The 25,790-nt window shown below is 73.8% G+C and carries 27 protein-coding genes; 17 read left to right on the top strand and 10 right to left on the bottom strand.

Annotation, left to right across the window (positions count from 1 at the left end; translation table 11 throughout):
* Positions 1 to 80: 80 nt before the first annotated feature.
* Positions 81 to 1,871: a CTP synthase gene (locus GD880_RS16910; protein ID WP_152232786.1), complete on the top strand. Its 1,791-nt coding sequence runs from the start codon at positions 81 to 83 to the stop codon at positions 1,869 to 1,871.
* Positions 1,868 to 2,509, top strand: coding sequence for an NUDIX domain-containing protein (locus GD880_RS16915; RefSeq protein ID WP_152232787.1), 642 nt, complete (start codon positions 1,868 to 1,870; stop codon positions 2,507 to 2,509). The genes GD880_RS16910 and GD880_RS16915 overlap by 4 nt, the downstream gene beginning before the upstream one ends.
* 110 nt (positions 2,510 to 2,619) lie before the next feature.
* On the opposite strand, the gene GD880_RS16920 is transcribed toward GD880_RS16915, so the two are convergent.
* The 3 genes from GD880_RS16920 to GD880_RS16930 all read right to left on the bottom strand — a co-directional run bounded on the left by GD880_RS16920 (position 2,620) and on the right by GD880_RS16930 (position 5,538).
* Positions 2,620 to 3,585, bottom strand: a complete 966-nt coding sequence (locus GD880_RS16920) for a COX15/CtaA family protein (RefSeq protein ID WP_226909772.1) — start codon at positions 3,583 to 3,585, stop codon at positions 2,620 to 2,622.
* Positions 3,586 to 3,706: 121 nt separating this feature from the next.
* The gene (locus GD880_RS16925) at positions 3,707 to 4,495 is read right to left on the bottom strand and encodes an ABC transporter permease (protein ID WP_152232788.1); all 789 of its coding nucleotides are present in this window, start codon (positions 4,493 to 4,495) and stop codon (positions 3,707 to 3,709) included.
* Between the two features lie 11 nt (positions 4,496 to 4,506).
* Entirely contained in the window at positions 4,507 to 5,538 is a 1,032-nt protein-coding gene (locus tag GD880_RS16930) for an ABC transporter ATP-binding protein (protein WP_152232789.1), read from the bottom strand.
* A 378-nt stretch (positions 5,539 to 5,916) separates the two neighbouring features.
* On the opposite strand from GD880_RS16930, the gene GD880_RS16935 reads away from it, so the two are divergent.
* Genes GD880_RS16935 through GD880_RS16970 form a run of 8 tightly spaced genes read left to right on the top strand, consistent with a single transcriptional unit; the run spans position 5,917 to position 12,668 of the window.
* Positions 5,917 to 6,690 (top strand): helix-turn-helix transcriptional regulator, encoded by a 774-nt coding sequence (locus GD880_RS16935; RefSeq protein ID WP_226909773.1) that lies wholly within the window; start codon positions 5,917 to 5,919, stop codon positions 6,688 to 6,690.
* Positions 6,690 to 8,144, top strand: coding sequence for a Fe-S cluster assembly protein SufB (sufB, locus tag GD880_RS16940; RefSeq protein WP_319593273.1), 1,455 nt, complete (start codon positions 6,690 to 6,692; stop codon positions 8,142 to 8,144). The genes GD880_RS16935 and sufB overlap by 1 nt, the downstream gene beginning before the upstream one ends.
* A complete protein-coding gene (gene sufD / locus GD880_RS16945) occupies positions 8,144 to 9,358 on the top strand; it encodes a Fe-S cluster assembly protein SufD (RefSeq protein WP_152232790.1) in 1,215 nt (404 codons plus the stop codon). The genes sufB and sufD overlap by 1 nt, the downstream gene beginning before the upstream one ends.
* A complete protein-coding gene (locus GD880_RS16950; RefSeq protein WP_152232791.1) occupies positions 9,355 to 9,702 on the top strand; it encodes a non-heme iron oxygenase ferredoxin subunit in 348 nt (115 codons plus the stop codon). The genes sufD and GD880_RS16950 overlap by 4 nt, the downstream gene beginning before the upstream one ends.
* Positions 9,703 to 9,735: 33 nt before the next feature.
* Complete coding sequence (gene sufC, locus GD880_RS16955) at positions 9,736 to 10,494, top strand: Fe-S cluster assembly ATPase SufC (protein WP_152232792.1); 759 nt, start codon at positions 9,736 to 9,738, stop codon at positions 10,492 to 10,494.
* A gap of 14 nt (positions 10,495 to 10,508) precedes the next feature.
* A complete protein-coding gene (locus GD880_RS16960; protein ID WP_152232793.1) occupies positions 10,509 to 11,849 on the top strand; it encodes a SufS family cysteine desulfurase in 1,341 nt (446 codons plus the stop codon).
* On the top strand, positions 11,842 to 12,339 hold the full coding sequence (gene sufU, locus GD880_RS16965; protein WP_152232794.1) for a Fe-S cluster assembly sulfur transfer protein SufU: 498 nt from the start codon (positions 11,842 to 11,844) through the stop codon (positions 12,337 to 12,339). The genes GD880_RS16960 and sufU overlap by 8 nt, the downstream gene beginning before the upstream one ends.
* Positions 12,336 to 12,668 carry a metal-sulfur cluster assembly factor gene (locus tag GD880_RS16970; protein ID WP_152232795.1) on the top strand — a complete coding sequence of 111 codons (333 nt, stop codon included), beginning with the start codon at positions 12,336 to 12,338 and terminating at the stop codon, positions 12,666 to 12,668. The genes sufU and GD880_RS16970 overlap by 4 nt, the downstream gene beginning before the upstream one ends.
* A 440-nt stretch (positions 12,669 to 13,108) precedes the next feature.
* Here GD880_RS16970 and ypfJ read toward each other — a convergent pair whose 3' ends face one another.
* A complete protein-coding gene (gene ypfJ / locus GD880_RS16975) occupies positions 13,109 to 13,978 on the bottom strand; it encodes a KPN_02809 family neutral zinc metallopeptidase (protein ID WP_152232796.1) in 870 nt (289 codons plus the stop codon).
* Between the two features lie 146 nt (positions 13,979 to 14,124).
* Between ypfJ and GD880_RS16980 the strand changes: the two genes are divergently transcribed.
* Together GD880_RS16980 and GD880_RS16985 are read left to right on the top strand one after the other, a co-directional pair.
* Positions 14,125 to 15,003: an aminoglycoside phosphotransferase family protein gene (locus GD880_RS16980; RefSeq protein WP_152232797.1), complete on the top strand. Its 879-nt coding sequence runs from the start codon at positions 14,125 to 14,127 to the stop codon at positions 15,001 to 15,003.
* A 204-nt stretch (positions 15,004 to 15,207) separates the two neighbouring features.
* Positions 15,208 to 16,821: an ABC-F family ATP-binding cassette domain-containing protein gene (locus GD880_RS16985; RefSeq protein ID WP_152232798.1), complete on the top strand. Its 1,614-nt coding sequence runs from the start codon at positions 15,208 to 15,210 to the stop codon at positions 16,819 to 16,821.
* Positions 16,822 to 16,929: 108 nt separating this feature from the next.
* On the opposite strand, the gene GD880_RS16990 is transcribed toward GD880_RS16985, so the two are convergent.
* From GD880_RS16990 to GD880_RS17000, 3 genes are read right to left on the bottom strand one after another with little or no spacing between them, the layout of a single operon-like run.
* Positions 16,930 to 17,922, bottom strand: a complete 993-nt coding sequence (locus tag GD880_RS16990) for an SURF1 family cytochrome oxidase biogenesis protein (protein WP_152232799.1) — start codon at positions 17,920 to 17,922, stop codon at positions 16,930 to 16,932.
* On the bottom strand, positions 17,919 to 18,164 hold the full coding sequence (locus GD880_RS16995; RefSeq protein WP_152232800.1) for a hypothetical protein: 246 nt from the start codon (positions 18,162 to 18,164) through the stop codon (positions 17,919 to 17,921). The genes GD880_RS16990 and GD880_RS16995 overlap by 4 nt, the downstream gene beginning before the upstream one ends.
* Positions 18,161 to 18,496, bottom strand: coding sequence for a DUF3099 domain-containing protein (locus GD880_RS17000; protein WP_152232801.1), 336 nt, complete (start codon positions 18,494 to 18,496; stop codon positions 18,161 to 18,163). Before GD880_RS17000 ends, GD880_RS16995 begins: the two co-directional genes overlap by 4 nt.
* A 216-nt stretch (positions 18,497 to 18,712) precedes the next feature.
* Between GD880_RS17000 and fabG the strand changes: the two genes are divergently transcribed.
* The 4 genes from fabG to GD880_RS20470 all read left to right on the top strand — a co-directional run bounded on the left by fabG (position 18,713) and on the right by GD880_RS20470 (position 21,090).
* Positions 18,713 to 19,429 carry a 3-oxoacyl-ACP reductase FabG gene (gene fabG, locus GD880_RS17005; protein ID WP_152232802.1) on the top strand — a complete coding sequence of 239 codons (717 nt, stop codon included), beginning with the start codon at positions 18,713 to 18,715 and terminating at the stop codon, positions 19,427 to 19,429.
* A 67-nt stretch (positions 19,430 to 19,496) separates the two neighbouring features.
* Positions 19,497 to 20,264: an enoyl-ACP reductase FabI gene (gene fabI, locus GD880_RS17010; RefSeq protein ID WP_152232803.1), complete on the top strand. Its 768-nt coding sequence runs from the start codon at positions 19,497 to 19,499 to the stop codon at positions 20,262 to 20,264.
* Entirely contained in the window at positions 20,264 to 20,764 is a 501-nt protein-coding gene (locus tag GD880_RS17015) for a SixA phosphatase family protein (protein ID WP_152232804.1), read from the top strand. The genes fabI and GD880_RS17015 overlap by 1 nt, the downstream gene beginning before the upstream one ends.
* 158 nt (positions 20,765 to 20,922) lie before the next feature.
* The gene (locus GD880_RS20470; protein WP_193314581.1) at positions 20,923 to 21,090 is read left to right on the top strand and encodes a hypothetical protein; all 168 of its coding nucleotides are present in this window, start codon (positions 20,923 to 20,925) and stop codon (positions 21,088 to 21,090) included.
* Between the two features lies 1 nt (position 21,091).
* On the opposite strand, the gene serB is transcribed toward GD880_RS20470, so the two are convergent.
* Together serB and GD880_RS17025 are read right to left on the bottom strand one after the other, a co-directional pair.
* On the bottom strand, positions 21,092 to 21,772 hold the full coding sequence (gene serB / locus GD880_RS17020; protein WP_452176752.1) for a phosphoserine phosphatase SerB: 681 nt from the start codon (positions 21,770 to 21,772) through the stop codon (positions 21,092 to 21,094).
* A gap of 333 nt (positions 21,773 to 22,105) precedes the next feature.
* The gene (locus GD880_RS17025) at positions 22,106 to 23,350 is read right to left on the bottom strand and encodes a glucose-1-phosphate adenylyltransferase (RefSeq protein WP_152232805.1); all 1,245 of its coding nucleotides are present in this window, start codon (positions 23,348 to 23,350) and stop codon (positions 22,106 to 22,108) included.
* A gap of 142 nt (positions 23,351 to 23,492) precedes the next feature.
* Here GD880_RS17025 and glgA point away from each other — a divergent pair, with 142 nt between their 5' ends.
* Complete coding sequence (glgA, locus tag GD880_RS17030) at positions 23,493 to 24,743, top strand: glycogen synthase (protein WP_152232806.1); 1,251 nt, start codon at positions 23,493 to 23,495, stop codon at positions 24,741 to 24,743.
* A gap of 69 nt (positions 24,744 to 24,812) precedes the next feature.
* Here glgA and GD880_RS17035 read toward each other — a convergent pair whose 3' ends face one another.
* Positions 24,813 to 25,679 (bottom strand): hypothetical protein, encoded by an 867-nt coding sequence (locus GD880_RS17035; protein ID WP_152232807.1) that lies wholly within the window; start codon positions 25,677 to 25,679, stop codon positions 24,813 to 24,815.
* Positions 25,680 to 25,790 lie beyond the last annotated feature (111 nt).

Consider the following 25,790-nt stretch of genomic DNA (forward strand, 5'->3'; position numbering starts at 1 on the left):
CACGGTCCGCGGCCCCTCGCCGGCGGTGTCTGACGGCACACCGGGAGCCGTCCGCGGCCCTGGGCGAGCCGCGGCGAGCGATGCTAGGGTCGAAGTCCGTGGTCAACCAACCGAGCCGGCTTCCCGGCAACCAGGCCAGCATCCCTCGCCAGATCTTCGTCACCGGCGGGGTCGTCAGCTCCCTGGGGAAGGGGTTGACGGCGTCCAGCCTCGGCCACCTCCTCCGCGCCCGCGGGCTGCGCGTGGTGATGCAGAAGCTCGACCCGTACATCAACGTCGACCCCGGCACCATGAACCCCTTCCAGCACGGCGAGGTGTTCGTCACCGACGACGGCACCGAGACGGACCTGGACATCGGCCACTACGAGCGCTTCCTCGACGTCGAGCTCTCCGGCAAGGCCAACGCCACCACCGGCCAGGTGTACTCGACCGTCATCGCCAAGGAGCGCCGCGGGGAGTACCTCGGCGACACCGTCCAGGTGATCCCGCACATCACCGACGAGATCAAGGCGCGCATGCGCGCCCAGGCCGAGCCGGTCGACGGCGAGGAGCCGCCGGACGTCATCATCACCGAGATCGGCGGCACGGTCGGCGACATCGAGTCCCTGCCGTTCCTCGAGGCCGCCAGGCAGGTGCGTCAGGACCTCGGCCGCGACAACGTCTTCTTCCTGCACGTCTCGCTGGTGCCCTACATCGCGGCCAGCGGGGAGCTGAAGACGAAGCCGACACAGCACTCGGTCGCCGAGCTGCGCTCCATCGGCATCCAGCCCGATGCCATCGTGTGCCGCTCCGAGCGGGAGCTGCCCGAGAGCGTCAAGGCCAAGATCGCGTCGATGTGCGACGTCGACCGCGAGGCCGTCGTCATGTGCCAGGACGCGCCGAGCATCTACGAGATCCCGGCCGTGCTGCACGCCGAGGGCCTGGACGCGTACGTGGTGCGCCGCCTGTCCCTGAGCTTCCGGGACGTCGACTGGACGGTGTGGGACCGGCTCCTCGAGCGGGTGCGCCACCCCAAGGACTTCGTCGAGGTCGCCATGGTCGGCAAGTACATCGACCTGCCCGACGCCTACCTCTCCGTCACCGAGGCGCTGCGCGCCGGCGGCTTCCACCACCGCGCCCGCGTGAAGATCCGGTGGGTCGCCTCCGACACGTGCCAGACCGGCGAAGGGGCCCGCAAGGCGCTCGACGGCGTCGACGCCGTCCTCGTGCCCGGCGGCTTCGGCGTGCGCGGCATCGAGGGCAAGCTCGGCGCGCTGCGCCACGCCCGCGAGAACCAGATCCCCACGCTCGGCATCTGCCTGGGCCTGCAGTGCATGGTCATCGAGGCCGCCCGGAACATGCTCGGCCTGGACAAGGCCAGCTCGACCGAGTTCGACCCGAGCACCCCCGACCCCGTGGTGGCCACCATGGAGGAGCAGCTGGCCATCGTCGGCGGCGAGGGCGACCTCGGCGGGACCATGCGCCTGGGCCGCTACGAGGCCGTGCTCGAGCCGGGCTCCCTGGCCGCGGAGGTCTACGGCGCCGAGCGGGTGACCGAGCGGCACCGCCACCGCTACGAGGTCAACAACGCCTACCGCGACGCCCTGGACAAGGTGGGCCTGAAGATCTCCGGCCGTTCCCCGGACTCCTCCCTGGTGGAGTTCGTCGAGCTCGACCGGGACCTGCACCCGTACTACATCGCCACCCAGGCCCACCCGGAGTTCAAGTCCCGGCCCACCCGCGCCCACCCGCTGTTCGCCGGGCTCGTCGGCGCCGCGCTCGAGCGTCAGCGCGCGAGCCGGCTGCTCGAGCTCGACGAGCCGGAGACCGTCGGCCTCGAGCACGAGGCCCCGGTGGCCGCCACCGCCGGCGAGAGCGGCGAGCCGGCGTGACGGCGCCGGGGGAGCTGGCGGACGCCAAGGACGCCGGCCGGGAGGTCGTCGCGCACCGGACCATCCACGCCGGCCGGGTCTTCGACCTGGTGGGGGAGGAGGTCCGGCTGCACCCCGACGACGAGAAGCCGGTGGTCCGCGAGTACCTCGACCACCCCGGCGCCGTCGCCGTCGTCGCCCTGCGCGACGGCGAGGCGGGGGAGGAGATCCTGCTCATCCGGCAGTACCGCCACCCCGTGCGCGCCCAGCTGTGGGAGGTCCCCGCGGGCCTGCTCGACGTCGCCGGCGAGGACTACCGCGCCGCCGCCGAGCGCGAGCTCTACGAGGAAGCGGATCTGCGCGCGGCCCGCTGGGACGTGCTGGTGGACTACTTCACCAGCCCCGGGGGGTCCGACGAGTCCCTGCGCGTCTACCTCGCCCGCGACGTCACCGACGTCGACGGCGACGAGCGCCACGAGCGCGAGGACGAGGAGCGGGACATGGCCACCGTCTGGGTGCCGCTGGACGAGGCGGTCATGGCCGTCCACGCCGGGCGGATCCACAACCCCAGCGCCGTCGTCGGCATCCTCGCGGCCGCCTCCGCGCGGGCCCGGGGGTGGGCGCCGCTGCGCCCGACGGACGCGGAGTGGCTGCGCTGACGGCGGCTGCTCCGGCGCCTGAGCTGGGACGCTGAACCGCCGTCGGCGGTGACGGGACGGGCGAGCGGTGCGCGTCGGCACGGCCCACGATGCGAAGCCCGACGGCGCGGTCAGGCGCGGCGCGTGTAGAACGCGCTGCAGGCGAACGTCACGGCCACCGTGAGCAGGCCGGCGCCGAGCATGTGCAGGCCCACGAGGACCTCCGGCAGCCCGAGGAAGTGCTGGGTGTAGCCGATCACGCCCTCGACGACGACGACGCCGAGCAGCCACGGCCACACCCGGCGCGCCCGGTCGAGGCGCGCGTCGTCGCGCCGGCGGCCCAGCAGCACCGCGCCGGCCACGACCGCGACGACGAACAGCCACACCGATCCCGAGTGCATCCGCGTGATGGCCAGCGGGTCGAGGGCGTACCGCGAGGCCTCGTCGAGGTCACCGGAGTGCGGTCCGGAGCCGGTGACCACGGTGCCGAGCGCGACGACGACCGCGGCGAGCCCCGCCAGGACCCACGGCAACGCCCGCAGCCGCCCGTCGGCGAGCCGGACGACGGGACCGTCGCCCTGGCGCAGCCGCACGAGCACGTAGGTGGACACGGCCACGAGAGCCAGCGAGATGAGCATGTGGGAGCCGACGATGGCCGGGTGCAGGTCGACCCAGACGGTCACCCCGCCCACGACCGCCTGCAGGGCGATGCCGGCGAGTGGCAGCCAGGCCAGCCGCCTGAGCGCCGGGGGCCGCGAGGCGGTGGGCTCGCGGCGGTAGACCGCCCACAGAAGCGCCACCGCGATGACGCTGAGCACCCCGGTGAGGGTGCGGTTCCCGAACTCGATGTACGGGTGGATCGAGGTCGCCTCGTGGAAGACGGGCGTGAAGGAGCCCGGCTCGCACATCGGCCAGGACGAGCAGCCCAGCCCCGAGCCGGTCAGTCGCACCGCGCCGCCGGTGACGATGATGCCGATCTGCGCGACGAGGTTCGCCACGGCCAGGACCCACGTCAGGCGGTCGACCCGGCCGGCGGCGGGGGTGCGGGTGGCCCCGGCGGCGTCGTCGGGCCGGCGGGGACGGATCGCGGTGCTCACCGCACCAGGGTACGTGGACCGCGGTGGGCGTCAGGGCCGCGGGAGGCGGCCCGGGCGGGGTACGGGCGTGGGGCTGCTCACGCCGGGGCGCGCCGGGAGCCGGCACGCCGCGCCCGCGGGTTCAGTCCCACCGGAAGTACCGGGCGGCGAGCCAGGAGCCGGCCGCCGTCCACACCGCGAGCACGGCGAGGGCCGCGAGGTCGAGTCGCCCGGTGGTGGCCAGCAGGCGCAGCCCCTCGCCCAGTGCGCCGCAGGGGAGGAGGACGACCACCTGGGCGAGCGGGGCCGGCAGGGTGTCCACGGGCAGCAGCAGCCCGCCGCCGCCGGCCATGAGCACCCACAGCAGGTTCGCGACGGCGAGCACCGCCTCGGGTCGCAGCGTCCCGCCGATCAGCAGCGCCAACGAGACGAACACGGCGGCCCCGAGCAGCACGAACAGCGCCCCGCCGGCCAGCGCGGCGACGCCGAAGCCCTCACCGCGCCAGCCCAGCACGGCGGCGACGAGCAGCAGCACCACGGCCTGGACGGCCAGCACGCACACCACCGCGCCGAGCTTGCCGGCGAGCAGGCCCCGCCGGCCCAGCGGCGTCGTCGCGAGCATGCGCAGCACGCCCCAGCGCCGGTCGAACGCCACGGCGATCGCCTGGGAGGTGAACGCGGTGGAGGCCACGGCCAGGGCGAGGACCCCCGCCAGCGCGGCGGGCGCGCGCGTCGCGCCGGGCAGCGGCACGAGATCGGTGCGCACGAGCACCACCAGCGCGATCACCGGGAGGATGAACGTGAGCAGCAGCTGCTCGCCGTTGCGCAGCACCGCGGCGGTCTCGAACCGGGTCTGGGCGAGCACCCGGCGGGCGCGGGTCCCCGCGTCGGCCCGGGGGACGCCGTCGACCGCGAGGCTCTGGGCGGTCATGTCCTGCTCCTTCACGCGCTCGTCCCCTCGCGCAGCGCCCGGCCGGTGAGGTCGAGGAAGGTGTCCTCCAGGGTCCGGCGGTGGACGGCGACGTGCGCGCCGGGGTGGCCGGCCTCGGCCACCGCGGTGGACACGGCGGCCAGGGTGCCGGCGTCGACGTCGCCGTCGGGGGTCACCTCCACGGCGTCGGCGACGGCGTGGACCCCGAGATCGGCGCGCTCGGCGCGGGCCAGCGCGGCGCTCAGCGCGGCGGCGAGCCCGGCGACCTCAGCGGCCGGGGCCCCGTCGAGGCCGATACGCACCCGGACGCCGTCGGTCAGCTGGGCCGGGGTGCCCTCGGCGATGACCTGGCCGCGGTCGATGATGACCACGTGGTCGGCCAGCTCCTCGGCCTCGGTCATGAGGTGGGTGGTGAGCACGAGGGACGTGCCGCCGGCGCGCAGCTCGCGCAGCAGGTCCCACACCGCCAGCCGGGACTGCGGGTCCAGCCCGGCGGAGGGCTCGTCGAGGAAGACCAGCTCGGGGCGCCCGACGATCGCCCCGGCCAGCGCCAGGCGCTGGCGCTGGCCGCCGGAGAGCCGGCGCACGGAGGTGCGGGCGACCTCGGCGAGGCCCAGCCGCTCGAGCAGGGCGGCCGGGTCCAGCGGGTCGGCGTGGAGCCGGGCGAGGTGGGCGAGGACGGCGCCGGCCTTCGGGGCCATCGGCAGCCCGCCGTCCTGCAGCATCACGCCGACGCGCTCGCGCAGCGGCGCGTCGGACCCGCGCGCGGCGCGGTCGCGGCCGAGCACCTCGATGGTGCCGGCGTCGGGGCGGCGCAGCCCCTCGCAGCACTCGATGGTCGTCGTCTTGCCAGCGCCGTTCGGCCCCAGCACCGCGGTCAGCCGGCCCCGCTCGGCGGTGAGGGAGAGGCCCCGGACCACCTCGCGGCCCCCGTAGGACTTGCGCAGCCCGCGCACCGCCAGGGCGGGCGCGGCCGGCGCGGGCGAGGAGCCGGGGGACGCCGACGGCGGCCCGGAGAGGTCGGGGCGAGAGGGCGCACGCACCCGCACAGCGTAGACACGCGCGCGGCGACGCCGGGCATCGGGCGTGGGGGAGTGGGGCGCGTCACAGTGCGCCGGGACGCCGTCGACCGGGAGGCGCCGGGACGCCGTCGGCCACGAGGCGCCGGGACGCCGTCGACCAGGAGGCGCCGGGACGCCGTCCACCTCGAAGCGCCGGACGCCGTCGTCCAGGAGGCGCGATCCCGCCGTCCGCCCCGGTGCCCGGTCTCACAGCCAGGTGAGGCTGACCTTCCTTGCGGGGAACGATTTTGGGAACAACAATGTTTTCTAATCGTGCCGGGCGGAGCGTGCCCGGTGCAGGCGGGCCCCGGCCCGCACGGAAGGCCTGCGGGCACGCGGAACGGACGAGGGGAGACGCACGTGACCACGCCCGGCCAGCCCACGGCGCCCCGTCGCGGCACGTCCACGGACGAGGCCGGCACGCGCGAGCGGGTGCTCGAGCTCATCGTCGAGCGCGGCCCGGTGCCGGCGGCGACCCTGGCACGGGTCCTCGACCTGACCCCGGCCGCGGTGCGCCGTCACACCACGCACCTCGAGGAGCTCGGCCAGATCCGCGTGCACGAGCCCACCGGCACCGGTCAGCGCGGCCGCGGTCGCCCGGCGCGGCACTACGTGGCCACCGACGCGGGCCGGTCGGTGCTCTCGGACGCCTACTCCGACCTGGCCACCCAGGCCTTGCAGTTCCTGCGGGACGTCGCCGGCGAGGGCGCCCTCGACGCCTTTGTCGACGCCCGCGTCGGCGAGCTGGAGCGGCGCTACGCCCCGCTGCTCGAGCAGGCCGGCCCGGTCCCTGCGGCACGCGCGCACGCCCTCGCCGCCGCCCTGACGGCGGACGGGTACGCGGCCACCACCCGCGCCGTCGGCCCCAAGGGCTTCGCCCTGCAGCTGTGCCAGGGCCACTGCCCCGTGCAAGACGTGGCGCAGGCCTTCCCCCAGCTGTGCGAGGCTGAGACCCAGGCGTTCTCCCGCCTGCTCGGCGTGCACGTGCAGCGCCTCGCCACCCTCGCCGGCGGCGGGCACGTGTGCACCACCCACGTGCCCCTCTCCGCGGTCCCCACCCCGCTCACCACGCGTGACGCCGGGGCCGCCCGTTCCCGGACCAAGTCGCCCAGCGGCGTCACGGAAGGAAACTGATGACAAGTCCCACCCAGCAGGAGGTCACGGTGCCCGACGCGTCGATGACCGAGGACGAGAAGATCATTGCCTCGATCGGCAGCTACGCCTACGGCTGGTCCGATGCCGACGACGCGGGCGCCAACGCCCGGCGTGGTCTGGACGAGGACGTCGTTCGCAACATCTCGGCCCTGAAGCACGAGCCGGAGTGGATGCTCAAGCGCCGGCTCAAGGCGCTGAAGCTCTTCGACAAGAAGCCCATGCCCGGCTGGGGCGCGGACCTGTCGGACATCGACTTCGACAACATCAAGTACTTCGTCCGGTCCACCGAGAAGCAGGCCACCAGCTGGGAGGACCTGCCCGAGGACATCAAGAACACCTACGACCGCCTGGGCATCCCGGAGGCCGAGAAGCAGCGCCTGGTTGCCGGCGTCGCCGCCCAGTACGAGTCCGAGGTGGTCTACCACCAGATCCGTGAGGACCTCGAGGCCCAGGGCGTCATCTTCCTCGACACCGACACGGGCCTGAAGGAGCACCCGGAGATCTTCGAGGAGTACTTCGGCTCGGTCATCCCCGCCGGGGACAACAAGTTCGCCTCGCTCAACACCGCGGTGTGGTCCGGCGGCTCCTTCGTCTACGTCCCCAAGGGCGTCCACGTCGAGATCCCGCTGCAGGCCTACTTCCGCATCAACACCGAGAACATGGGCCAGTTCGAGCGGACGCTGATCATCGCCGACGAGGGCTCCTACGTGCACTACGTCGAGGGCTGCACCGCCCCGATCTACCAGTCCGACTCGCTGCACTCGGCGGTCGTGGAGATCATCGTCAAGAAGGACGCCCGCGTCCGGTACACGACGATCCAGAACTGGTCGAACAACGTGTACAACCTGGTGACCAAGCGCGCCACGGTCGAGACCGGCGGCACCATGGAGTGGATCGACGGCAACATCGGCTCCAAGGTCACCATGAAGTACCCGGCCGTGTACCTCATGGGCGAGCACGCCCGCGGCGAGACCCTGTCGATCGCCTTCGCCGGCGAGGGGCAGCACCAGGACACCGGCTCGAAGATGGTGCACCTGGCCCCGCACACGTCGTCCTCGATCGTGTCGAAGTCCGTGGCCCGCTCCGGCGGCCGCGCCTCCTACCGCGGCCTGGTGCAGGTCCTCGAGGGCGCCGCGCACTCGAAGTCCAACGTGCTGTGCGACGCGCTGCTGGTGGACCAGATCTCCCGGTCCGACACCTACCCCTACGTGGACGTCCGCGTCGACGACGTCGAGATGGGCCACGAGGCCACCGTCTCGAAGGTGAGCGAGGACCAGCTCTTCTACCTCATGTCCCGCGGGATGCCCGAGACCGAGGCCATGGCGATGATCGTGCGCGGCTTCGTCGAGCCCATCGCGCGCGAGCTGCCGATGGAGTACGCCCTCGAGCTCAACCGCCTGATCGAGCTGCAGATGGAAGGATCCGTCGGCTGATGACCGCCACCACCAACATGTCCACCGACCACACCCGCGCCACCGCGGACGCCGCCCACACCCACGGCGGCGGCACGGTGCCGGAGACGTCCCGCGCCGACCGCCGCTCGTCCTTCGAGCTGGCCGACTTCCCGGTCCCCACGGGCCGGGAGGAGGACTGGCGCTTCTCCCCGGTGGACCGACTCCAGCGGCTCTTCGCCGGTGACCTCACCGGCACGGGCCCGGTGGTGACCGTCGAGTCCGACGACGACGTGCGCGTCGAGCGGGTCGGCCGCGACGACGCCCGCCTCGGCCAGGTCCTCGCGCCCGGCGACCGGGTCGCGGCCGCCGCGTGGCAGTCCTTCGGCGAGGCCCTCGTGGTCACGGTGCCGAAGAACCACGTCGACGCCCGCCACACGATGATCGCCATCAACGGCGACGCCGAGACCGCATCCGCCCCCGCCGCCGAGCACGTGCTCGTCGTGGCCGAGGAGCTCAGCGAGTCCCTCGTGGTGCTCGACCACCGCGGCAGCGCCGAGCTCGCCCAGACCGTCGAGATCGACGTCCGCGACGGCGCCCACCTCACCCTCGTGTCCGTCCAGGACTGGGACGAGGGCGCGGTCCACGTGGCCAACCACCGGGCGCGGCTGGGCCGCGACGCGCGCCTCAAGCACATCGTCGTCAGCCTCGGCGGCGACATCGTCCGCCTGACCCCGGACGTGTCCTTCACCGCTCCCGGCGGCGACGTCGAGCTGCTCGGCCTGTACTTCACCGACGCCGGCCAGCACCAGGAGCACCGCCTCTTCGTCGACCACGCCGTGCCGAGCTGCAAGTCCCGGGCCACCTACAAGGGCGCCCTGCAGGGCGACGGCGCGCACTCGGTGTGGGTGGGCGACGTGCTCATCCGCCACGAGGCCGAGGGCACCGACACCTACGAGCTCAACCGCAACCTCGTCCTCACCGAGGGCGCCCGGGCGGACTCCGTGCCGAACCTCGAGATCGAGACCGGCGAGATCGAGGGCGCGGGCCACGCCAGCGCCACCGGCCGGTTCGACGACGAGCAGCTGTTCTACCTGCGCTCGCGCGGCATCCCCGAGGAGGAGGCCCGCCGCCTGGTGGTGCGCGGCTTCTTCGCCGAGCTCATCAACCAGATCGGCGTGCCGCTGGTGCAGGAGCGGCTCATGGAGGCCATCGAGCTCGAGCTGTCCAAGACCATGGGGGCCGCGGCTCGATGACCGCCCAGCACGCCTGCGACACCGCGGACCTCGAGCCGGGCGAGGCCATGCGCCTGGACCTCGAGGCCGCGGACGGTACGCCGCTGCCCGTCGCGCTGGTGCGCGACGAGGACGGGGAGTTCCACGCCATCTCGGACATCTGCTCGCACGGGCAGGTGAACCTCTCCGACGGCGAGGTCGACGGCTGCACCATCGAGTGCTGGCTGCACGGGTCGACCTTCGACCTGCGCACCGGCAAGCCGCTGAGCCTCCCCGCCACCCAGCCCGTCCCCGTCTATCCCGTGACCGTGGACGGGGAGCGCGTCCTGGTGGACGTCGACACCACCGCCGACGTCGCGCGCTGACGCCCCCCGCCGCCCCAGCCAGAAAGAAGACGAATGTCCACCCTTGAGATCAAGAACCTCCACGTCAGCGTCGAGACGAACGACGGCCCCAAGCCGATCCTGCGCGGCGTGGACCTGACCATCGGCTCCGGCGAGATCCACGCGATCATGGGCCCCAACGGCTCGGGCAAGTCGACCCTGGCCTACTCCATCGCCGGCCACCCCAAGTACACCGTGACCGACGGCGAGGTCCTCCTCGACGGCGAGAACGTCCTGGAGATGAGCGTGGACGAGCGCGCCCGCGCCGGGCTGTTCCTCGCCATGCAGTACCCGGTCGAGGTGCCCGGCGTGACGGTGTCGAACTTCCTGCGCACCGCCAAGACCGCCATCACCGGCGAGGCCCCCGCCCTGCGCAAGTGGGTCGGCGACGTCAAGGACGCCATGCACCAGCTGCGCATGGACCCCGAGTTCGCCCAGCGCGACGTCAACCACGGCTTCTCCGGCGGCGAGAAGAAGCGCCACGAGATCCTCCAGATGGAGCTGCTCCAGCCGAAGTTCGCCGTCCTGGACGAGACCGACTCCGGCCTCGACGTCGACGCGCTGCGCATCGTCTCCGAGGGCGTCAACCGGGTGCACGAGGCCACCGGCCTGGGCGTCATGCTCATCACCCACTACACGCGGATCCTCAAGTACATCAAGCCCGACTTCGTCCACGTCTTCGTCGACGGCCGGGTCGCCGACCAGGGCGGCCCCGAGCTCGCCGACCGGCTCGAGGACGAGGGCTACGACCGCTACCTCACCGCCACCGTCTGAGGAAGAAGAGGCGCATGACTGCTGCCGGGACCTCGGTGACCGGCGTCGCCGCGGCGGCCGCCGGCCCCGCCCGCTCCCTGAGCGCGGCGGAGCTGGCGGCCGTGCGCGCGGACTTCCCGCTGCTCGTCCGCACCGTGCGCGGGGACCGCCCGCTGGTCTACCTCGACACCGCCGCCACCTCGCAGAAGCCCCGGTGCGTCATCGACGCCGAGAGCGAGTTCTACGAGCGCACCAACGCCGCCGTGCACCGCGGCGCGCACGCGCTCGCCGAGGAGGCCACCGAGGCCTACGAGACCGCCCGTGCCGCCGTCGCCCGCTTCGTCGGGGCCGGCGAGGACGAGATCGTCTGGACCAAGAACGCCACCGAGGGCATCAACCTCGTCGCGTACGCCATGTCCAACGCGGCGCTGGGCCGTGGCGGGGCAACGGCGCGCGAGCTGTTCGACGTCGGCCCCGGCGACGAGATCGTCGTCACCGAGGCCGAGCACCACGCCAACCTCGTCCCGTGGCAGGAGCTGTGCGCCCGCACCGGCGCGACCCTGCGCTGGATCGGCGTGACCGACGAGGGCCGGCTGGACCCGGCCACCTTCGACGTCATCACCGAGCGCACCCGGGTCGTGGCGCTGGCCCACGCCTCCAACGTCACCGGCGCCGTCGCCCCGGTGGCCGCCGTCGTCGCCCGGGCCCGTGCGGCCGGCGCGCTGGTCGTGCTCGACGCGTGCCAGTCCGTCCCGCACCTGCCGGTCGACGTCAAGGCGCTGGACGTGGACTTCGCCGTGTTCTCGGGCCACAAGATGCTCGGTCCCACCGGCATCGGCGTGCTCTACGGCAAGGCCGAGCTGCTCGAGGCCATGCCACCGTTCCTCACGGGCGGGTCGATGGTCCAGGTGGTGACCATGGAGTCCACCACCTACGCCGCGCCGCCGACCCGGTTCGAGGCGGGCACGCAGATGGTCGCCCAGGCCGCCGGCCTGCACGCCGCCGTCGACTACCTCGCCGAGCTGGGCATGGACGCCGTCGCCGAGCACGAGGCCGGGCTGACCCGGCTGCTGCTCGACGGCGTGGCTTCGGTGCCCGGCGTGCGCATCCTCGGTCCCGCAGACCCGGCCGACCGGCTCGCCGTCGTCGCCTTCGACGTGGCGGGGGTGCACCCGCACGACGTGGGCCAGGTGCTCGACAGCCACGGCATCGCGGTGCGCGTGGGCCACCACTGCGCCCAGCCGATCCACCGGCGCCTGGGCGTGCACGCCTCCGCGCGCGCCTCCGCCGGGGTGTACACGACGGCGGAGGAGATCGAGGCCTTCGTCGACAAGCTCGGCGAGGTCCGGCAGTTCTTCGGGGTGGACCATGGCTGACCCGCTGCAGCAGATGTACCAGCAGGTGATCCTCGACCACGCGCGCGCGAAGCACGGCGCGGGGCAGATCGACCCGTTCGACGGCGAGTCCTTCCAGGTCAACCCCACGTGCGGGGACCAGGTGACCCTGCGCGTGCGGATCGACCACTCCGCCGGTGCCCCGCGGGTCGCGGAGGTGGGCTGGCAGGGGGAGGGCTGCTCGATCTCGCAGGCCTCGCTGTCCGTGCTCACCGACCTGGTCACCGGCAAGGACATCCCCACCGTCGACCACCTCAACGAGACCTTCCGCGAGCTCATGCACGGCCGCGGCAAGGAGCTCGAGCCGGCGAAGTCCGACGAGCTCGAGGACGCCACCGCCTTCGTCGGCGTGGCCCAGTTCCCGGCCCGGATCAAGTGCGCGCTGCTCGGCTGGATGGCCCTGCGCGACGCCCTCGCGCACGCCCTGACGGCCGAGCCCACCCCCGACGCCACCACCAAGGAGACCGCATGAGCGAGACCATGAACCCGTCGCCGACGACCGCGGCCGACGTCGAGGAGGCGATGCGCGACGTCATCGACCCCGAGCTCGGCATCAACGTCGTCGACCTCGGCCTGATCTACGGCATCACCGTGGACCAGAACAACGAGGCGGTCATCGACATGACCCTGACCTCGGCGGCGTGCCCGCTGACCGACGTCATCGAGGATCAGGCCGGGATCGCGACGGAGGGCCTCGTCGCCGGCATCCGGATCAACTGGGTCTGGATGCCGCCGTGGGGCCCGGAGAAGATCACTCCCGAGGGCCGCGAGCAGCTGCGGGCACTCGGGTTCAACGTGTGACCTCGGCCCGCCGCGCCGCTGCGCCGTGACCCGAGCGGGCCGCGGTCAGGATGTGCTGGCCTGACGCGCGGCGCTCGACCGGGTAGCCGAAACCTCCGTACGGACAATCCGTACGGAGGTTTCGGTTTGCATGGAGTCCGGGGGCGGGATTCCCACAGACGGGCGCCGGGCGCCCGCCGACAGCCGCGAGCGGATCATCAAACGCGAGCGGCGTGCGCAACCGCGTTGGCCATCGCCGTGACGGCGTTGGCCCATCGGCCGCCGCGACCGGATGCCAGTGGCCCCACCGCCCGTCCGGTCGGCGGTGGCGCTCAGGCGACGCTGGCCGAAGAGCACGTGCGGACTATCCGTACGGAAGCTTCAGCGAAGGTCGACATGGTCTCCACTCACGCCGGGCCGGACGGTTCGCGGCTCCGGTTGGCGCCGGATTCGTGGGGCCCCTACAGCTGCTGCGCGGCGAACGTGTCGCAGGCGGCCAGCGTGCCCTGCTCGTACCCGGTGGTGAACCACCGCACCCGCTGCTCCGACGACCCGTGCGTCCACGACTCGGGGTTGACCTGCTGGCCCGCCCCGGCCTGGATCCGGTCGTCGCCCACGGCCGCCGCGGCGTCGAGCGCGTCGCCGATCTGCTCCGGCGTCGGCGGCTGGAGGAAGGTCTGGCCCGAGTCGGGGTCGACGACGCTGGCGGCGTGGCCCACCCACAGCCCGGCGTAGCAGTCGGCCTGCAGCTCCAGGCGCACGCCGTCGGACTGCGGGCCGGTCGAGCGCTGGTCGATGGTGGCCATCGTGCCGAGCTGGTTCTGGATGTGGTGGCCCCACTCGTGGGCCACGATGTACTCCTGCGCCAGCGGCGCGTTTTCCGCGCCGAGCTGGGTCTCGAGCTGGTCGAAGAAGCCCAGGTCGAGGTACACGCTCTCGTCGGGCGGGCAGTAGAACGGCCCGACGGCGGAGGTCGCGCTGCCGCAGCCGGTCGCCACCTGACCCTCGAAGAGCTGGAAGGTCGGCTCGCGGTACTGCACCCCGCCCTGCTCGGGCAGCGCCGCCAGCCAGTACTGGTCGAGCGCGTCGGCGGTGTAGACCATGCGGCAGTCGGTGTAGCGGTTGGCGTCCGCTCCGGTCACGCAGTGCGCGAAGTCCTGGGCGGGCGCGGCGGTCTGCTGGCCACCGGGCAGGAACCTCGAGATGTCTTGGCCCGTGAACAGGAGGACGAGCAGCGCAACCAGTCCGGCGCCGCCGCCGACGGCGATGCCCTTGCCGCCGCCGCGGCGCACCCGGCTGGTGTCCGCACGGACGTCGTCGTTGAAGGTCATAGGCCGACCGTAATGCGGTGGCGGGCGGGCCGCCCTGCCGGGGGAAGGTTGCGGCCGACACGCGGCCGGACGCCATCCTGCCCCGACGTGGGATCCTGCACACCGCGTTCCGAACGGGAGCGCACCGAGAAGCGGAGGAGCAGCAGGTGGCCGACAAGCCCGCCGCCGAGGTCGCCGTCGACACCGACCTCGTGCGCCGGTTGCTCGCGGCCCAGCACGCCGACCTCGCCGGGCCGCCGCTCCGCCTGGTCGCCAGCGGCTGGGACAACGTCATCTACCGGCTCGGCGACGACCTCGCCGTCCGGCTGCCGCGCCGCGCGGCCGCGGCCGACCTCATCGAGCACGAGCAGCGCTGGCTCCCCGAGCTCGCGAGACGCCTGCCGGTCGCCGTCCCGGTCCCCGTGCGCCGCGGCGTGCCGGGTCTGGGCTACCCGTGGGCGTGGACGGTGACGCGGTGGAGGCCCGGGACGACGGCGGCCGAGGTGCCGGCGGGGGAGCGGCGCGCGCAGGCCGAGCCGCTGGCCGCCGTCGTCGCCGCGCTCCACCGGCCCGCGCCCCCGGACGCCCCGCACAACCCAGTCCGCGGGGTGCCGCTGGCCGCCCGCCGCGACGCCGTCATCGGCCGGCTCACCAGCGGGCTCGTCCCGCAGGCGGATCGCGCCGCCGCGCTGTGGACCGAGCTCAGCGCGACGCCGGCGTGGGCCGGGCCGGCGCTGTGGCTCCACGGCGACCTCCACCCGGCGAATCTCGTCGTGGCCGACGGCGGCCTGGCGGCGGTCCTCGACTTCGGCGACCTCACCGCGGGCGACCCGGCCACCGACCTCGCCGCCGCCTGGCTGACCTTCGACGCCACCGGGCGGGAGCGGTTCGTCCGGGCGCTGGGTCACGCCTACGACGCCGCCACCTGGCGCCGCGCCCGCGCCTGGGCCCTCGCGCTCGCCACCGCCCTCCTCGCCCACTCCGACGACGCACCGGTGCTGCGCGCCGTCGGCGACCACGCGCTGCGGGAGGTGCTGGCCGGCTGAGCCCCGGGCCGCCCCGAGCCGCCGGCCGCCCCGCGCCGCCGGCCGTCCCGAGCGCGGCGGGCGCCATGGCGGCCGGGGGCGGTGCGGCGTGCGCCGCCGTCGGACGTGGCGAAAATGGCAAGAACGCGCGAAGCGGACCGCCGTACACTGGAACCGCGCCCCGCGGCGTACCCCCCTTCCCATGACATGTCTTGAGGTCTGCCTGTGATCACCGCCCATGACGTCTCCGTACGCATCGGCGCCCGTGAGCTGCTGCACGAGGCGTCGTTCCGTGTCGACGCGGGGATGCGCATCGGGCTCGTGGGCCGCAACGGCGCGGGCAAGACCACGCTGACCAAGCTGCTCTCCGGCCAGGAGGAGACCGCCTCCGTCATCGAGCACACCGGCCAGATCGTGCGCACGGGGGAGATCGGCTACCTGCCGCAGGACCCGCGCACCGGCGACCTGCACGTCCTGGCCCGCGACCGGGTCCTCTCCGCCCGCGGCATCGACGCCATCCTGCGCCGCATCCGCAAGGCGGAGCAGACCATGGCCACCGCCACCGGCGACGCCCAGGTCAAGGCGATGGAGCGCTACGCCCGCCTCGATGCCGAGTTCACCGCCCAGGGCGGCTGGGCCGCGGACGCCGAGGCCGCCCGCATCACCTCCAACCTCGGCCTGCCCCAGCGCGTGCTCGAGCAGCCGCTGGAGACCCTCTCCGGTGGCCAGCGCCGCCGCGTGGAGCTCGCGCGGATCCTGTTCTCGGGCGTCGACACCCTCCTGCTGGACGAGCCGACCAACCACCTCGACCACGACTCGATCATCTGGCTGCGCGACTACCTCAAGACCTACAACGGCGGGTTCATCGTCATCAGCCACGACGTCGAGCTGCTGCGCGAGACGGTCAACCACGTCTTCTACCTCGACGCCAACCGCGGCGTCCTCGACGTGTACAACATGGGCTGGGACGCCTACGTCAAGCAGCGCGAGGCGGACGAGCGGCGCCGCCGCCGCGAGCGGGCCAACGCCGAGAAGAAGGCCGGGGCCCTCATGGCGCAGGCCGACAAGATGCGCGCCAAGGCGACCAAGACCGTCGCCGCCCAGAACATGGCCCGGCGCGCCGAGCGGCTCATGGCCGGCCTGGAGGACACCCGCCGCGCGGACAAGGTCGCGCACCTGCGCTTCCCCGACCCCGCCCCGTGCGGCAAGACCCCGCTGACGGCCGAGGGGCTGAGCAAGTCCTACGGCTCCCTCGAGGTCTTCACCGACGTCAACCTGGCCATCGACCGCGGGTCCAAGGTGGTCATCCTCGGCATGAACGGCGCCGGCAAGACCACGCTCCTGCGGATCCTCGGCGGCGTGGAAAACCCCGACACCGGCGACGTCATCCCCGGGCACGGCCTCAAGGTCGGCTACTACGCCCAGGAGCACGAGACCCTCGACGTCGAGCGCACCGTGGTCGAGAACCTCCGCTCGGCCGCCCCGGACCTGGACGAGACCGGCGTGCGCAGCGTGCTCGGCTCCTTCCTCTTTTCCGGGGAGGACGCCGACAAGCCCGCCAAGGTGCTCTCCGGCGGGGAGAAGACCCGGCTCGCGCTCGCGGTCCTCGTGGTCTCCTCCGCCAACGTGCTGCTGCTCGACGAGCCGACGAACAACCTCGACCCGGCCAGCCGCGAGGAGATCCTCGCCGCGCTGCGCAGCTTCACCGGCGCCGTCGTGCTCGTCACCCACGACGAGGGCGCCGTCGAGGCCCTGCAGCCCGAGCGGGTGCTGCTGCTGCCCGACGCCGACGAGGACCTCTGGAACGACAGCTACCTCGACCTGGTCACGCTGGCCTGATCCGCGCCCTGTCCGCGGGCACGCTGGTCCCAGCGACCACCATGGCCGTCTGGCCGTAGCCACCATGGCAGGTTGGCTGCAGCCAGGATGGCAGGTTGGCTGACGGGATCAGTCCTGCGCGCCCGGTGCCCGCCCGGCGTCGTCCGCCGGCGGCAGCGCGGCCGGTTCGGGCATGACGAGGAGCTCGGGCCGTCCGGACCCGCCCTCGCGTCGCGGCGCCGCCGGCAGGCCCCGCGCGGCCCGGCGCAGCTGCTCGGAGACCTCCAGGTCCTCCTCGAGGTCGTCGCGGGTGACCCGGCGCACCGGCCCCATGCCGGCGCGCTCGGCGGCCTCCCGCCGGGCGAGGATGACGATCGCGCCCAGCGCGGCCGCCGCGAACAGCCCCCACTGGATGGTGTAGGAGAGGTTCAGGCCCCAGTTCAGGCTCGGCCGGGAGTACGTGCCGAGCGCGACGGCGGCCGGCGGCCGCTCCGCGGCACCCAGGACGTAGCCGTCCATGACGGGCAGCCCGGCCGCCGCCGACACGTCGGTCACCTGGGCGGCCGCGGCGAGGACCTGCGGCGGGGTGAGGGTGTAGATCTGCCCGTGGGGCCGCTTGCGGTCCACGGGCGCCTCGGGCGCGCGGAGCCGCCCCGTCACGGTCACCTGGCCGCTCGGCGGCTGGGGCAGGGCGCTGCCCGGCTCCTCCACCTCGTCGGCGGGCAGCCAGCCGCGGTCCACGACGACGACGACCTCCCGCCCGTCACCGAGCCGGGCGACGAACGGGGCCACCAGGTGCCCGGCCGCCTGGCCCTCCGCGGGACGGTTGCGCAGCACCACCGTCCCGCCGTCGACGTAGCGCCCGGTCATGGTCACCGGCCGCCACTCGTGCCCGGGCGGCACGCCGGTCCCGGTGAGCACGTCCTCGAGGGGGACGGGCGCGGCGTCGTAGACGGCACCGATCTGGCGGGAGTCGGCGTGGCGGGACTCGTACCGGTGCCACTGCCAGCGGCCGAGGAACACGCAGGCGACCGCGACGGCGACCATCAGGGCGATGAGGCCGATCCAGCGGGGGGTCCTGAGGAAGGCGTAGCGCCGGGCCGGGGGCGTCGGCGCGCTCACCCGTGCGACTCGGCGAGCTCGTCGACGCCGACGACGTCGCGGAGGAAGGAGCGCGCGGCGAGGAACTGCGAGAGGTGCTCGCGGTGCGCGTCGCAGGCCAGCCACACCTTGCGCCGTCCGGCCGTGTGCAGGCGCGGGTTGTTCCACAGCAGCGCGTGCACGGCCGGCTCCCGGCACCCCTTGGCGCTGCAGACCAGCTGCCCGACGTCCTCGACATAGGGCAGCGCGGCGTCGGGGCTCATGCGAGGTACTCCGTCTTGGGGTCGTAGGGCAGGCGGGGCAGCTGCTTCGGCTCGTCGCCGCCGGGCTGGGGCAGCAGCGCCTCGGGCTCCTTCGGGCGTTCGCGCCCGGCGTTGGCGAAGAGGACGGCGAGCATGGGCAGGAAGATCGCGCCCGCCCCGCACACCCACTTCCACCACCCTGGCACGACGAGCAGCAAGATCATGCAGGAGGTGCGGATGCCCATCGACGTGAGGTAGCGCACCGTCCGCGCGTGCACGTCCTCGGCCAGGGCACGCGGGGCGGAGGTGATCGCGTAGACCGGCTCGGCCTTGTGGCCCTTTCGTCCCCTCACCCCACCAGGCTACGCCGCGGCCGGGCCGAGGGCGGAGCCCGGTCCGCGTCACCTGTCACCGGCCGGCGGGGTGGCCCTGGGCGGCCGGCGACCATCGCCCGAGGCGGCGTCACCACCCGTCCGGGGCGGTCCGTGCGCGGGGACGGCTTCGCCCGGGCGGTGCGCCGTCGGCTACGGTTTCCCCGCAGCGACAGCCAGACGAACGGGAGACGACGGGTGAGCGAGCAGGGCGGGCGCAGTGTGCTGGTGACCGGGGCGAACCGGGGCATCGGCCGCGCCATCGCGGAGCGGTTCGTGGCCGCCGGGGACAAGGTGGCCACCATCTACCGCTCCGGGGAGCTGCCCGCGGGCGTGCTCGGCGTCGTCGGCGACGTGCGCGACACCGCCTCGATCGACGCCGCCTTCACCGAGATCGAGGCTCAGCACGGCCCGGTCGAGGTGGTCGTCGCCAACGCCGGGGTCACCCGCGACCAGCTCCTCATGCGCATGAGCGACGAGGACTTCGACACCGTGCTCGACACCAACCTCGCCGGCGCCTTCCGCGTCGCCCGCCGCGCCAGCAAGGGGATGATCCGCCTGCGCCGCGGCCGGGTCGTGCTCATCTCCTCCGTCGTCGCCACGTACGGCGGGCCCGGCCAGGTCAACTACTCCGCGTCCAAGGCGGGGCTGATCGGCATGGCCCGCTCGATCACCCGCGAGCTGAGCGGGCGCGGCATCACCGCCAACGTCGTCGCCCCCGGCTTCATCGACACCGCGATGACGCAGGCGCTGCCCGAGAAGCAGCAGCAGGCCTATCTCGCCGCCATCCCGGCCGGGCGCTTCGGCGCGGTCGACGACGTCGCCGCCGCCGTGCACTTCCTCGCCAGCGACGCCGCCGCCTACATCTCCGGCGCCGTCATCCCCGTGGACGGCGGCCTGGGCATGGGCCACTGACCCACCCGCACCTCACCGACAACCACCCGCGGCACCCCGGCGTGCCGAGTAGAAGGAGACAACGCACATGGGCCTGCTCGAGGGCAAGACGATCCTGGTCACCGGGGTCCTGAAGGACAACTCCATCGCCTTCCACGTGGCACGGCTCGCCCAGGAGCAGGGCGCGCGCGTGATCCTGTCCTCCTTCGGCCGCCAGTTCCGCCTCACCGAGATCACCGCCCGCCGCCTGCCGCAGCCCGCGCCGGTGGTCCAGCTGGACGTCCAGAGCGACGAGGACCTCGCCAACCTCGCCGACGCCGTCCGTGAGCACGCCGACCACCTCGACGCCGTCGTGCACTCCATCGGCTTCGCGCCCCAGTCCGTCATGGGCGGCAACTTCCTCGCCGCCGAGTGGAAGGACGTCTCCACGGCCGTGGAGATCTCCGCCTTCTCGCTGAAGTCCCTCGCCGCGGCCGCCAAGCCGCTGATGGGCCCGGGCTCCGCCGTCGTCGGCCTGACCTTCGACGCCTCCTTCGCCTGGCCCGTCTACGACTGGATGGGCGTGGCCAAGGCCGCCTTCGAGTCCACCTCCCGCTACCTCGCCCGCGACCTGGGCCGGGACGGCATCCGCGTCAACCTCGTCTCCGCCGGCCCCATCCGGACGACGGCCGCGACCTCCATCCCCGGCTTCGACCAGGTCGAGGGCGGCTGGGGCGAGCGCGCCCCGCTGGGCTGGGACGTCACCGACGCCGAGCCGACGGCGCGCACCGTCGTGGCGCTGTGCTCGGACTGGTTGCCGGCCACCACCGGGGAGATCGTGCACGCCGACGGCGGTGTGCACGCGATGGGGATCTGATGGCGCACACCCTCGTGCTCCTCCGGCACGCCAAGGCGGAGCCGGAGGGGGACCTCGGGGACGCGATGCGGCCGCTGGCCGCCAAAGGCCGGCGGCAGGCGAGCGCGTTGGGACCGCAGCTGGCCGAGGCGGCCGGCGCGGTCGACCTCGCGCTCGTCTCCTCGGCGCTGCGCACCACCGAGACCCTCAAGCTGGTCGCCGCGGGCCTGCCCGTGCGCGAGCAGAGCGTGGTCGACGACCTCTACCAGGGCGGCCCGCGCGCCGTGCTCGGGCTGCTGCAGGATGTCGCCGAGGCGGCCCGCACGGTGCTCGTCGTCGGGCACGAGCCGACCATCTCCGGGCTGGCCTACCTGCTGCACGACACCCGCGACGACCTGGCGCGGCAGGTCAGCCTCGGGGTGCCCACCGCCACCGCCTGCGTGCTGACCGTGCCGGGCACCTGGCGCGACCTCGAGCGCAGCACCGCCCACCTCGACCGGCTGGTCCGCTCGCCGCACTGACGGCTCGTCGGCTCCGGGACCGGCATCGGTGCCCGCACCGCCACCGGCCTGGCGCGGGCCTCCCCGGGCCGCTGACACGGCTGCCGTTCCCCCTGCGCTCCCCCTGGCCGCACACCCGCGGGCGAGAGACAATCGAGGGGTCGGAGGGAGGAGCCGATATGTGTTACGGAAGCTACAGCGACTACTACCGGGCCGAGAGGGAGCGCCGTCGCCGCCAGGAGGAGACGACTCCGAAGGCCGAGCCGGAGAAGGAGACCGCCGCCCCGGTCGAGGCCGAGGCACCCACCGAGTTCGTCGCTGAAGAGCTCGAACCCACCCTGCGCTGACTCAGCGCCCCACCAGGCCGAGGACGGCGTCCAGCCGGGGAAATCCCACGGCGGCGGCGGCCTCGGCCTTCACTATGGGCTTGGCGCAGAAGGCCACGCCCAGCCCGGCTGCGGCGAGCATGCCGAGGTCGTTCGCGCCGTCGCCGACCGCCACCACCCGCTCCATCGGGACCCCGTCCGCCCGGGCCCAGGCGCGCAGGTGCGTCTCCTTCGCGGCGCGGTCGATGACGGGGCCGACCGTGCGGCCGGTGAGGCGGCCGCCGTCGACCTCCAGGCGGTTCGCCACGACGTGGTCGATGCCGAGCGACCGGGCCAGCGGGTCGACGATCTCGGCGAAGCCGCCGGAGACCAGGCCCACCCGCCCGCCGCCGGCGTGCACCGCCTCGACGAGCTCGCGCGCCCCCGGCGTCAGCGTCACGGCGGCGCGCACGTCCTCCAGGACCGCGACGTCCAGGCCGGCGAGGGTGGCCACCCGCTCGCGCAGGCTCGCGGCGAAGTCGAGCTCGCCGCGCATGGCCCGCTCGGTCACCTCCGCCACCTGCTCGCGGGTGCCCGCGTGCTCGGCGATCAGCTCGATGACCTCGGCGGTGATGAAGGTCGAGTCGACGTCCGTGACCAGCAGGCCCACGCCCTCGGCGGCGAGCGGCCCGGTCGTCAGGGCGGCGTCCACGCCGAGCGCGATGGCGGGCGTGCGCAGCTCCGCCCGCGCCTCCTCCACCGCGGCGCCGGGGCGCAGGCGGCCCGTGAGGGCGAGGCCGTACCAGCCGGCGCGGGACGTGTCGGTGACCGTGACGCCGTCGCCGACCCGCTCCAGCAGCGTCTCGGCGTGCCGCACCAGCGTCGCGGGGATCGGCCGCGGGGCGACCAGCCCGGCGCGGACGGCGGCAGACGGCGGGACGGCGGCGGGCGCGGCGGGGCTCTCGATGGGGTCCTGGCTCACCGGATCAGGGTAGGTGCGGCCCGGGGGGCCGCGGCGGGGGTGCCCATCAGGCAGGCCGATCGCCGCGGCGTCCGCTCAGCGCCGGACGACCCCGCCCTTGGGGACCACGGTGATCCCGCTCTCGGTGACCGTGAAGCCGCGCTCGAGGTCGCGCTCGCGGTCCAGGCCCAGCTGCGCGCCGGGCTCGACGACGACGTTCTTGTCGAGAATGGCCCGGTTGACGGTGGCGTTGCGGCCGATGTTGACGCCGTCGAAGAGGACGGAGTCACGCACCGAGGACCACGAGTTCACCCGGGTGCCGGGCGAGAGCACGGAGCCGACCACCTCCCCGCCGGAGATGATGACCCCGGGGGAGATGATCGAGTCCAGCGCGTGGCCCAGCCGCTCGCGGTGGCCGTAGACGAACTTCGCCGGCGGCAGCCCCACGTACCCGGTGTACAGCGGCCACTGCTCGTTGTAGAGGTTGAACACCGGGAAGACGGAGATGAGGTCCTGGTTGGCCTCGTAGAAGGCCTCCACCGTCCCCACGTCGCGCCAGTAGTTGCGGTCCCGGTCGGTCGAGCCCGGCACGTCGTTGAAGGTGAAGTCGTACAGACCCGCGGCGCCGTCCTTGACGAAGGCGGGCACGATCGACCCGCCCATGTCGTGCTTGGAGCTCTCGTCGCGCGCGTCGGCGGTGACCGCCTCCACGAGCGCGTCGGCGTCCATGACGTAGTTGCCCATCGAGGCGAGGATCTCCGTGGGGGAGTCCGCCAGGCCGCGGGCCTCGGTCGGCTTCTCGAGGAACTCGCCGATCTTGTGCGGGTTGTCCTCGTCGGCCTCGATGACGCCGAACTGGTCGGCCAGCGACAGCGGCTGCCGGATGCCCGCCACCGTCAGCGGGAAGCCGGCGTCGATGTGCTGCTCGACCATCTGCGAGAAGTCCATGCGGTAGATGTTGTCCGCGCCGACGATGACGACGATGTCGGGCCGCTCGTCGTCGATGAGGTTGAGCGACTGGTAGATCGCGTCGGCGCTGCCGAGGTACCAGTGCTTGCCCACCCGCTGCTGGGCGGGCACCGGCGCGACGTAGTTGCCCAGCAGCGTCGACATCCGCCACGTCTTGGCGACGTGCCGGTCCAGGCTGTGCGACTTGTACTGGGTGAGCACGACGATGCGCAGGTAGCCGGAGTTGACGAGGTTGGACAGCGCGAAGTCGATGAGCCGGTAGATGCCGCCGAAGGGCACCGCGGGCTTGGCGCGGTCGGCCGTCAGCGGCATCAGCCGCTTGCCCTCGCCGCCCGCCAGGACGATGGCCAGTACGCGTGGGGATGCCGCCATGCCACAGACGATATGGCGCGGCGCCGCCATCGGCAGAAGAACGGCAACAAATTGCCTCGTGTTGTCCGCATCACGTCCGGTGTGGGCATCCTTAGGTGCCGCGCAAGGCCGCGCCGGCCGGGGGACGAGGGAAGGAACTGGCATGAGGGTCGACATGCTCACCCGGGAGTACCCACCACACGTGTACGGCGGCGCCGGCGTCCACGTGACCGAGCTCGCCCGGGTGCTCGCCAAGAGCATCGACGTGCGCGTGCACGCCTTCGACGGGCCGCGCCTGAACGGCGACACCCACCACGACGCCGAGGTCCCGGTCACCGGCTACGACGAGCTGCCCGAGCTGGAGCGGGCCAACGCCGCCCTGCGGACGTTTGGCGTCGACCTTCAGATCGCCGGGAACCTGGCCGGGACGGACCTCGTCCACTCCCACACCTGGTACGCCAACCTCGCCGGCACGCTGGGCTCGCTGCTCAACGACGTCCCCCACGTGCTCTCCGCCCACTCTCTCGAGCCGCTGCGCCCGTGGAAGGCCGAGCAGCTGGGCGGCGGGTACGCCCTGTCGAGCTGGGCCGAGCGCACCGCCTACGAGCAGGCGGCGGGCGTCATCGCCGTCTCCGGCGGCATGCGCGACGACATCCTGCGCGCCTACCCCCAGGTGGACCCGAACAAGGTGCACGTCGTCCACAACGGCATCGACCTGTCCGGGTGGCACCGCCCGCAGGACGACGCCGCGCGGGAGGCGGCCCGGGCCACGCTGGCCCGGCTCGGCGTCGAGCCCGACCGGCCCACGGTCGTCTTCGTCGGCCGTATCACCCGGCAGAAGGGCCTGCCGCACCTGCTGCGCGCCGTCGAGCAGCTGCCGGCGGAGGTCCAGCTCGTGCTGTGCGCCGGCGCGCCGGACACCAAGGAGATCGCGGCGGAGGTCACCGGGCTGGTGGAGGACCTGCAGGACCGCCGCGCCGGGGTGGTCTGGATCGAGGAGATGCTGCCCCGGCGCGAGCTCATCGCGGTGCTGGCCGCCAGCACGGTGTTCGTCTGCCCGTCGATCTACGAGCCGCTCGGCATCGTCAACCTCGAGGCCATGGCCGTCGGGCTGCCGGTGGTGGGCACCGCGACGGGCGGGATCCCCGAGGTGATCGACGACGGCGTCACGGGCCTCCTCGTCCCGATCGAGCAGGCCACCGACGGCACCGGCACGCCGCTGGACCCGGAGAAGTTCCAGCACGACCTGGCCGCGGCGCTGACGGAGGTGGTCACCGACCGGGAGCGGGCGGCGCAGATGGGCGTCGCCGCGCGCCGGCGGGTCGAGGAGCACTTCTCCTGGGACGCGATCGCCCAGCGCACCATCGAGGTCTACGAGACGGTCCTGTCCGGGTACCGGAGCCGGTCCGCCTGAGCGCTCGCGCCGGCGCCGCCCGCGGGGGCTGGGCCGGGGCGCCGGCCGCCGGGACGCCGGCCGCCGGTGTCAGGGTCGCCGGGCGGGCCGGGTCGCGCTGGCCGCGCACAGCGCGTGCCGGGCGGCCCGTTCGACCGACGCCAGCGCCGACGCCCGCTGGGAGATCTGCGCCGCCGTCACGGCACCGCCGTCGTCGCTCAGGGCCAGGTCGATGATGGCGAGCAGCCGCGCCGCGCGCTCGAGGACGTCGAGCTGGCGCGGGTCCAGGCCCGGGGGCAGCAGGCGGTCCGGCAGGGTGGCGAGCGAGAGGTCGAGCAGGTGCTCGGCCAGGTCCGGGCGGTCGCGGGCGACGTCGAGGTCCTCGAGCACCTCGACGGCCTCGGTCAGCGCCAGCTGGATCTCCCGGCGCGCCTGGGAGACGGAGTCCACCCCGGCGAGCAGCAGGCTGGGCGCGGGCAGGAGGTCGGTGATGTCCTGCTCAACCGTCCAGGTCACCAGCTCGCCGCGCTCGTAGATGCTGCCGTAGGTGCTGCGCACCGGGACGACGACGCTGCACACCTCCGCGGCGCCGTCCGCCCGGCGCAGCAGAAGCCCCTCGCCGGCGTCGAGCAGGTCCGCCGACCGGGCGGCCGGCGCGCCCATGGGGTCCCCGGCCCGCGGCAGCAGCGCGGCGACCTCGATCACCGGGGTCAGGCCGGTGAAGAGCTCGTGCAGGGCGGCCAGCCAGGCGGACGCCGTCACGTCGGGACCACGCCGGGCCACGGGGGACGGGACCGTCTCGGCCGCCGCCCGCGGGCGGACGTGGACCTCGTGGTGCTCGCCGGACCGGGCGACGGCGCGCGCGGCCCGGAAGGCGGAGTCGCGGTCGGTGACGGTCGGGAGCCACAGCGCGAGCGTGACCGAGGCGGGGAGCTCGAGGATCGCCGGGCCGGACATGGGTACCACGATACGAACCCGCGCCAGCCGCGGACGGCCCGGCGGCCCACGACCCGCCGCACGGTGTCCGGAACCTGTCCGGGCGGGCCCCGCCGCGGGCCCGCACCGCCG

This window comes from Georgenia ruanii (assembly GCF_009193175.1).
Taxonomy (GTDB): Bacteria; Actinomycetota; Actinomycetes; order Actinomycetales; family Actinomycetaceae; genus Georgenia; species Georgenia ruanii.

Excerpts from the sequence above, each read along its gene's own strand:
- GD880_RS16910 (WP_152232786.1), top strand. The coding sequence starts at position 81 with ATGCTAGGGTCGAAGTCCGTGGTCAACCAACCGAGCCGGCTTCCCGGC.
- GD880_RS16925 (WP_152232788.1), bottom strand. The coding sequence starts at position 4,495 with ATGACCGCCCAGAGCCTCGCGGTCGACGGCGTCCCCCGGGCCGACGCG.
- sufB (WP_319593273.1), top strand. The coding sequence starts at position 6,690 with ATGACAAGTCCCACCCAGCAGGAGGTCACGGTGCCCGACGCGTCGATG.
- sufD (WP_152232790.1), top strand. The coding sequence starts at position 8,144 with ATGACCGCCACCACCAACATGTCCACCGACCACACCCGCGCCACCGCG.
- GD880_RS16950 (WP_152232791.1), top strand. The coding sequence starts at position 9,355 with ATGACCGCCCAGCACGCCTGCGACACCGCGGACCTCGAGCCGGGCGAG.
- sufC (WP_152232792.1), top strand. The coding sequence starts at position 9,736 with ATGTCCACCCTTGAGATCAAGAACCTCCACGTCAGCGTCGAGACGAAC.
- GD880_RS16960 (WP_152232793.1), top strand. The coding sequence starts at position 10,509 with ATGACTGCTGCCGGGACCTCGGTGACCGGCGTCGCCGCGGCGGCCGCC.
- sufU (WP_152232794.1), top strand. The coding sequence starts at position 11,842 with ATGGCTGACCCGCTGCAGCAGATGTACCAGCAGGTGATCCTCGACCAC.
- GD880_RS16970 (WP_152232795.1), top strand. The coding sequence starts at position 12,336 with ATGAGCGAGACCATGAACCCGTCGCCGACGACCGCGGCCGACGTCGAG.
- ypfJ (WP_152232796.1), bottom strand. The coding sequence starts at position 13,978 with ATGACCTTCAACGACGACGTCCGTGCGGACACCAGCCGGGTGCGCCGC.
- GD880_RS16995 (WP_152232800.1), bottom strand. The coding sequence starts at position 18,164 with ATGAGCCCCGACGCCGCGCTGCCCTATGTCGAGGACGTCGGGCAGCTG.
- fabI (WP_152232803.1), top strand. The coding sequence starts at position 19,497 with ATGGGCCTGCTCGAGGGCAAGACGATCCTGGTCACCGGGGTCCTGAAG.
- GD880_RS17015 (WP_152232804.1), top strand. The coding sequence starts at position 20,264 with ATGGCGCACACCCTCGTGCTCCTCCGGCACGCCAAGGCGGAGCCGGAG.
- GD880_RS20470 (WP_193314581.1), top strand. The coding sequence starts at position 20,923 with ATGTGTTACGGAAGCTACAGCGACTACTACCGGGCCGAGAGGGAGCGC.
- GD880_RS17025 (WP_152232805.1), bottom strand. The coding sequence starts at position 23,350 with ATGGCGGCATCCCCACGCGTACTGGCCATCGTCCTGGCGGGCGGCGAG.
- glgA (WP_152232806.1), top strand. The coding sequence starts at position 23,493 with ATGAGGGTCGACATGCTCACCCGGGAGTACCCACCACACGTGTACGGC.
- GD880_RS17035 (WP_152232807.1), bottom strand. The coding sequence starts at position 25,679 with ATGTCCGGCCCGGCGATCCTCGAGCTCCCCGCCTCGGTCACGCTCGCG.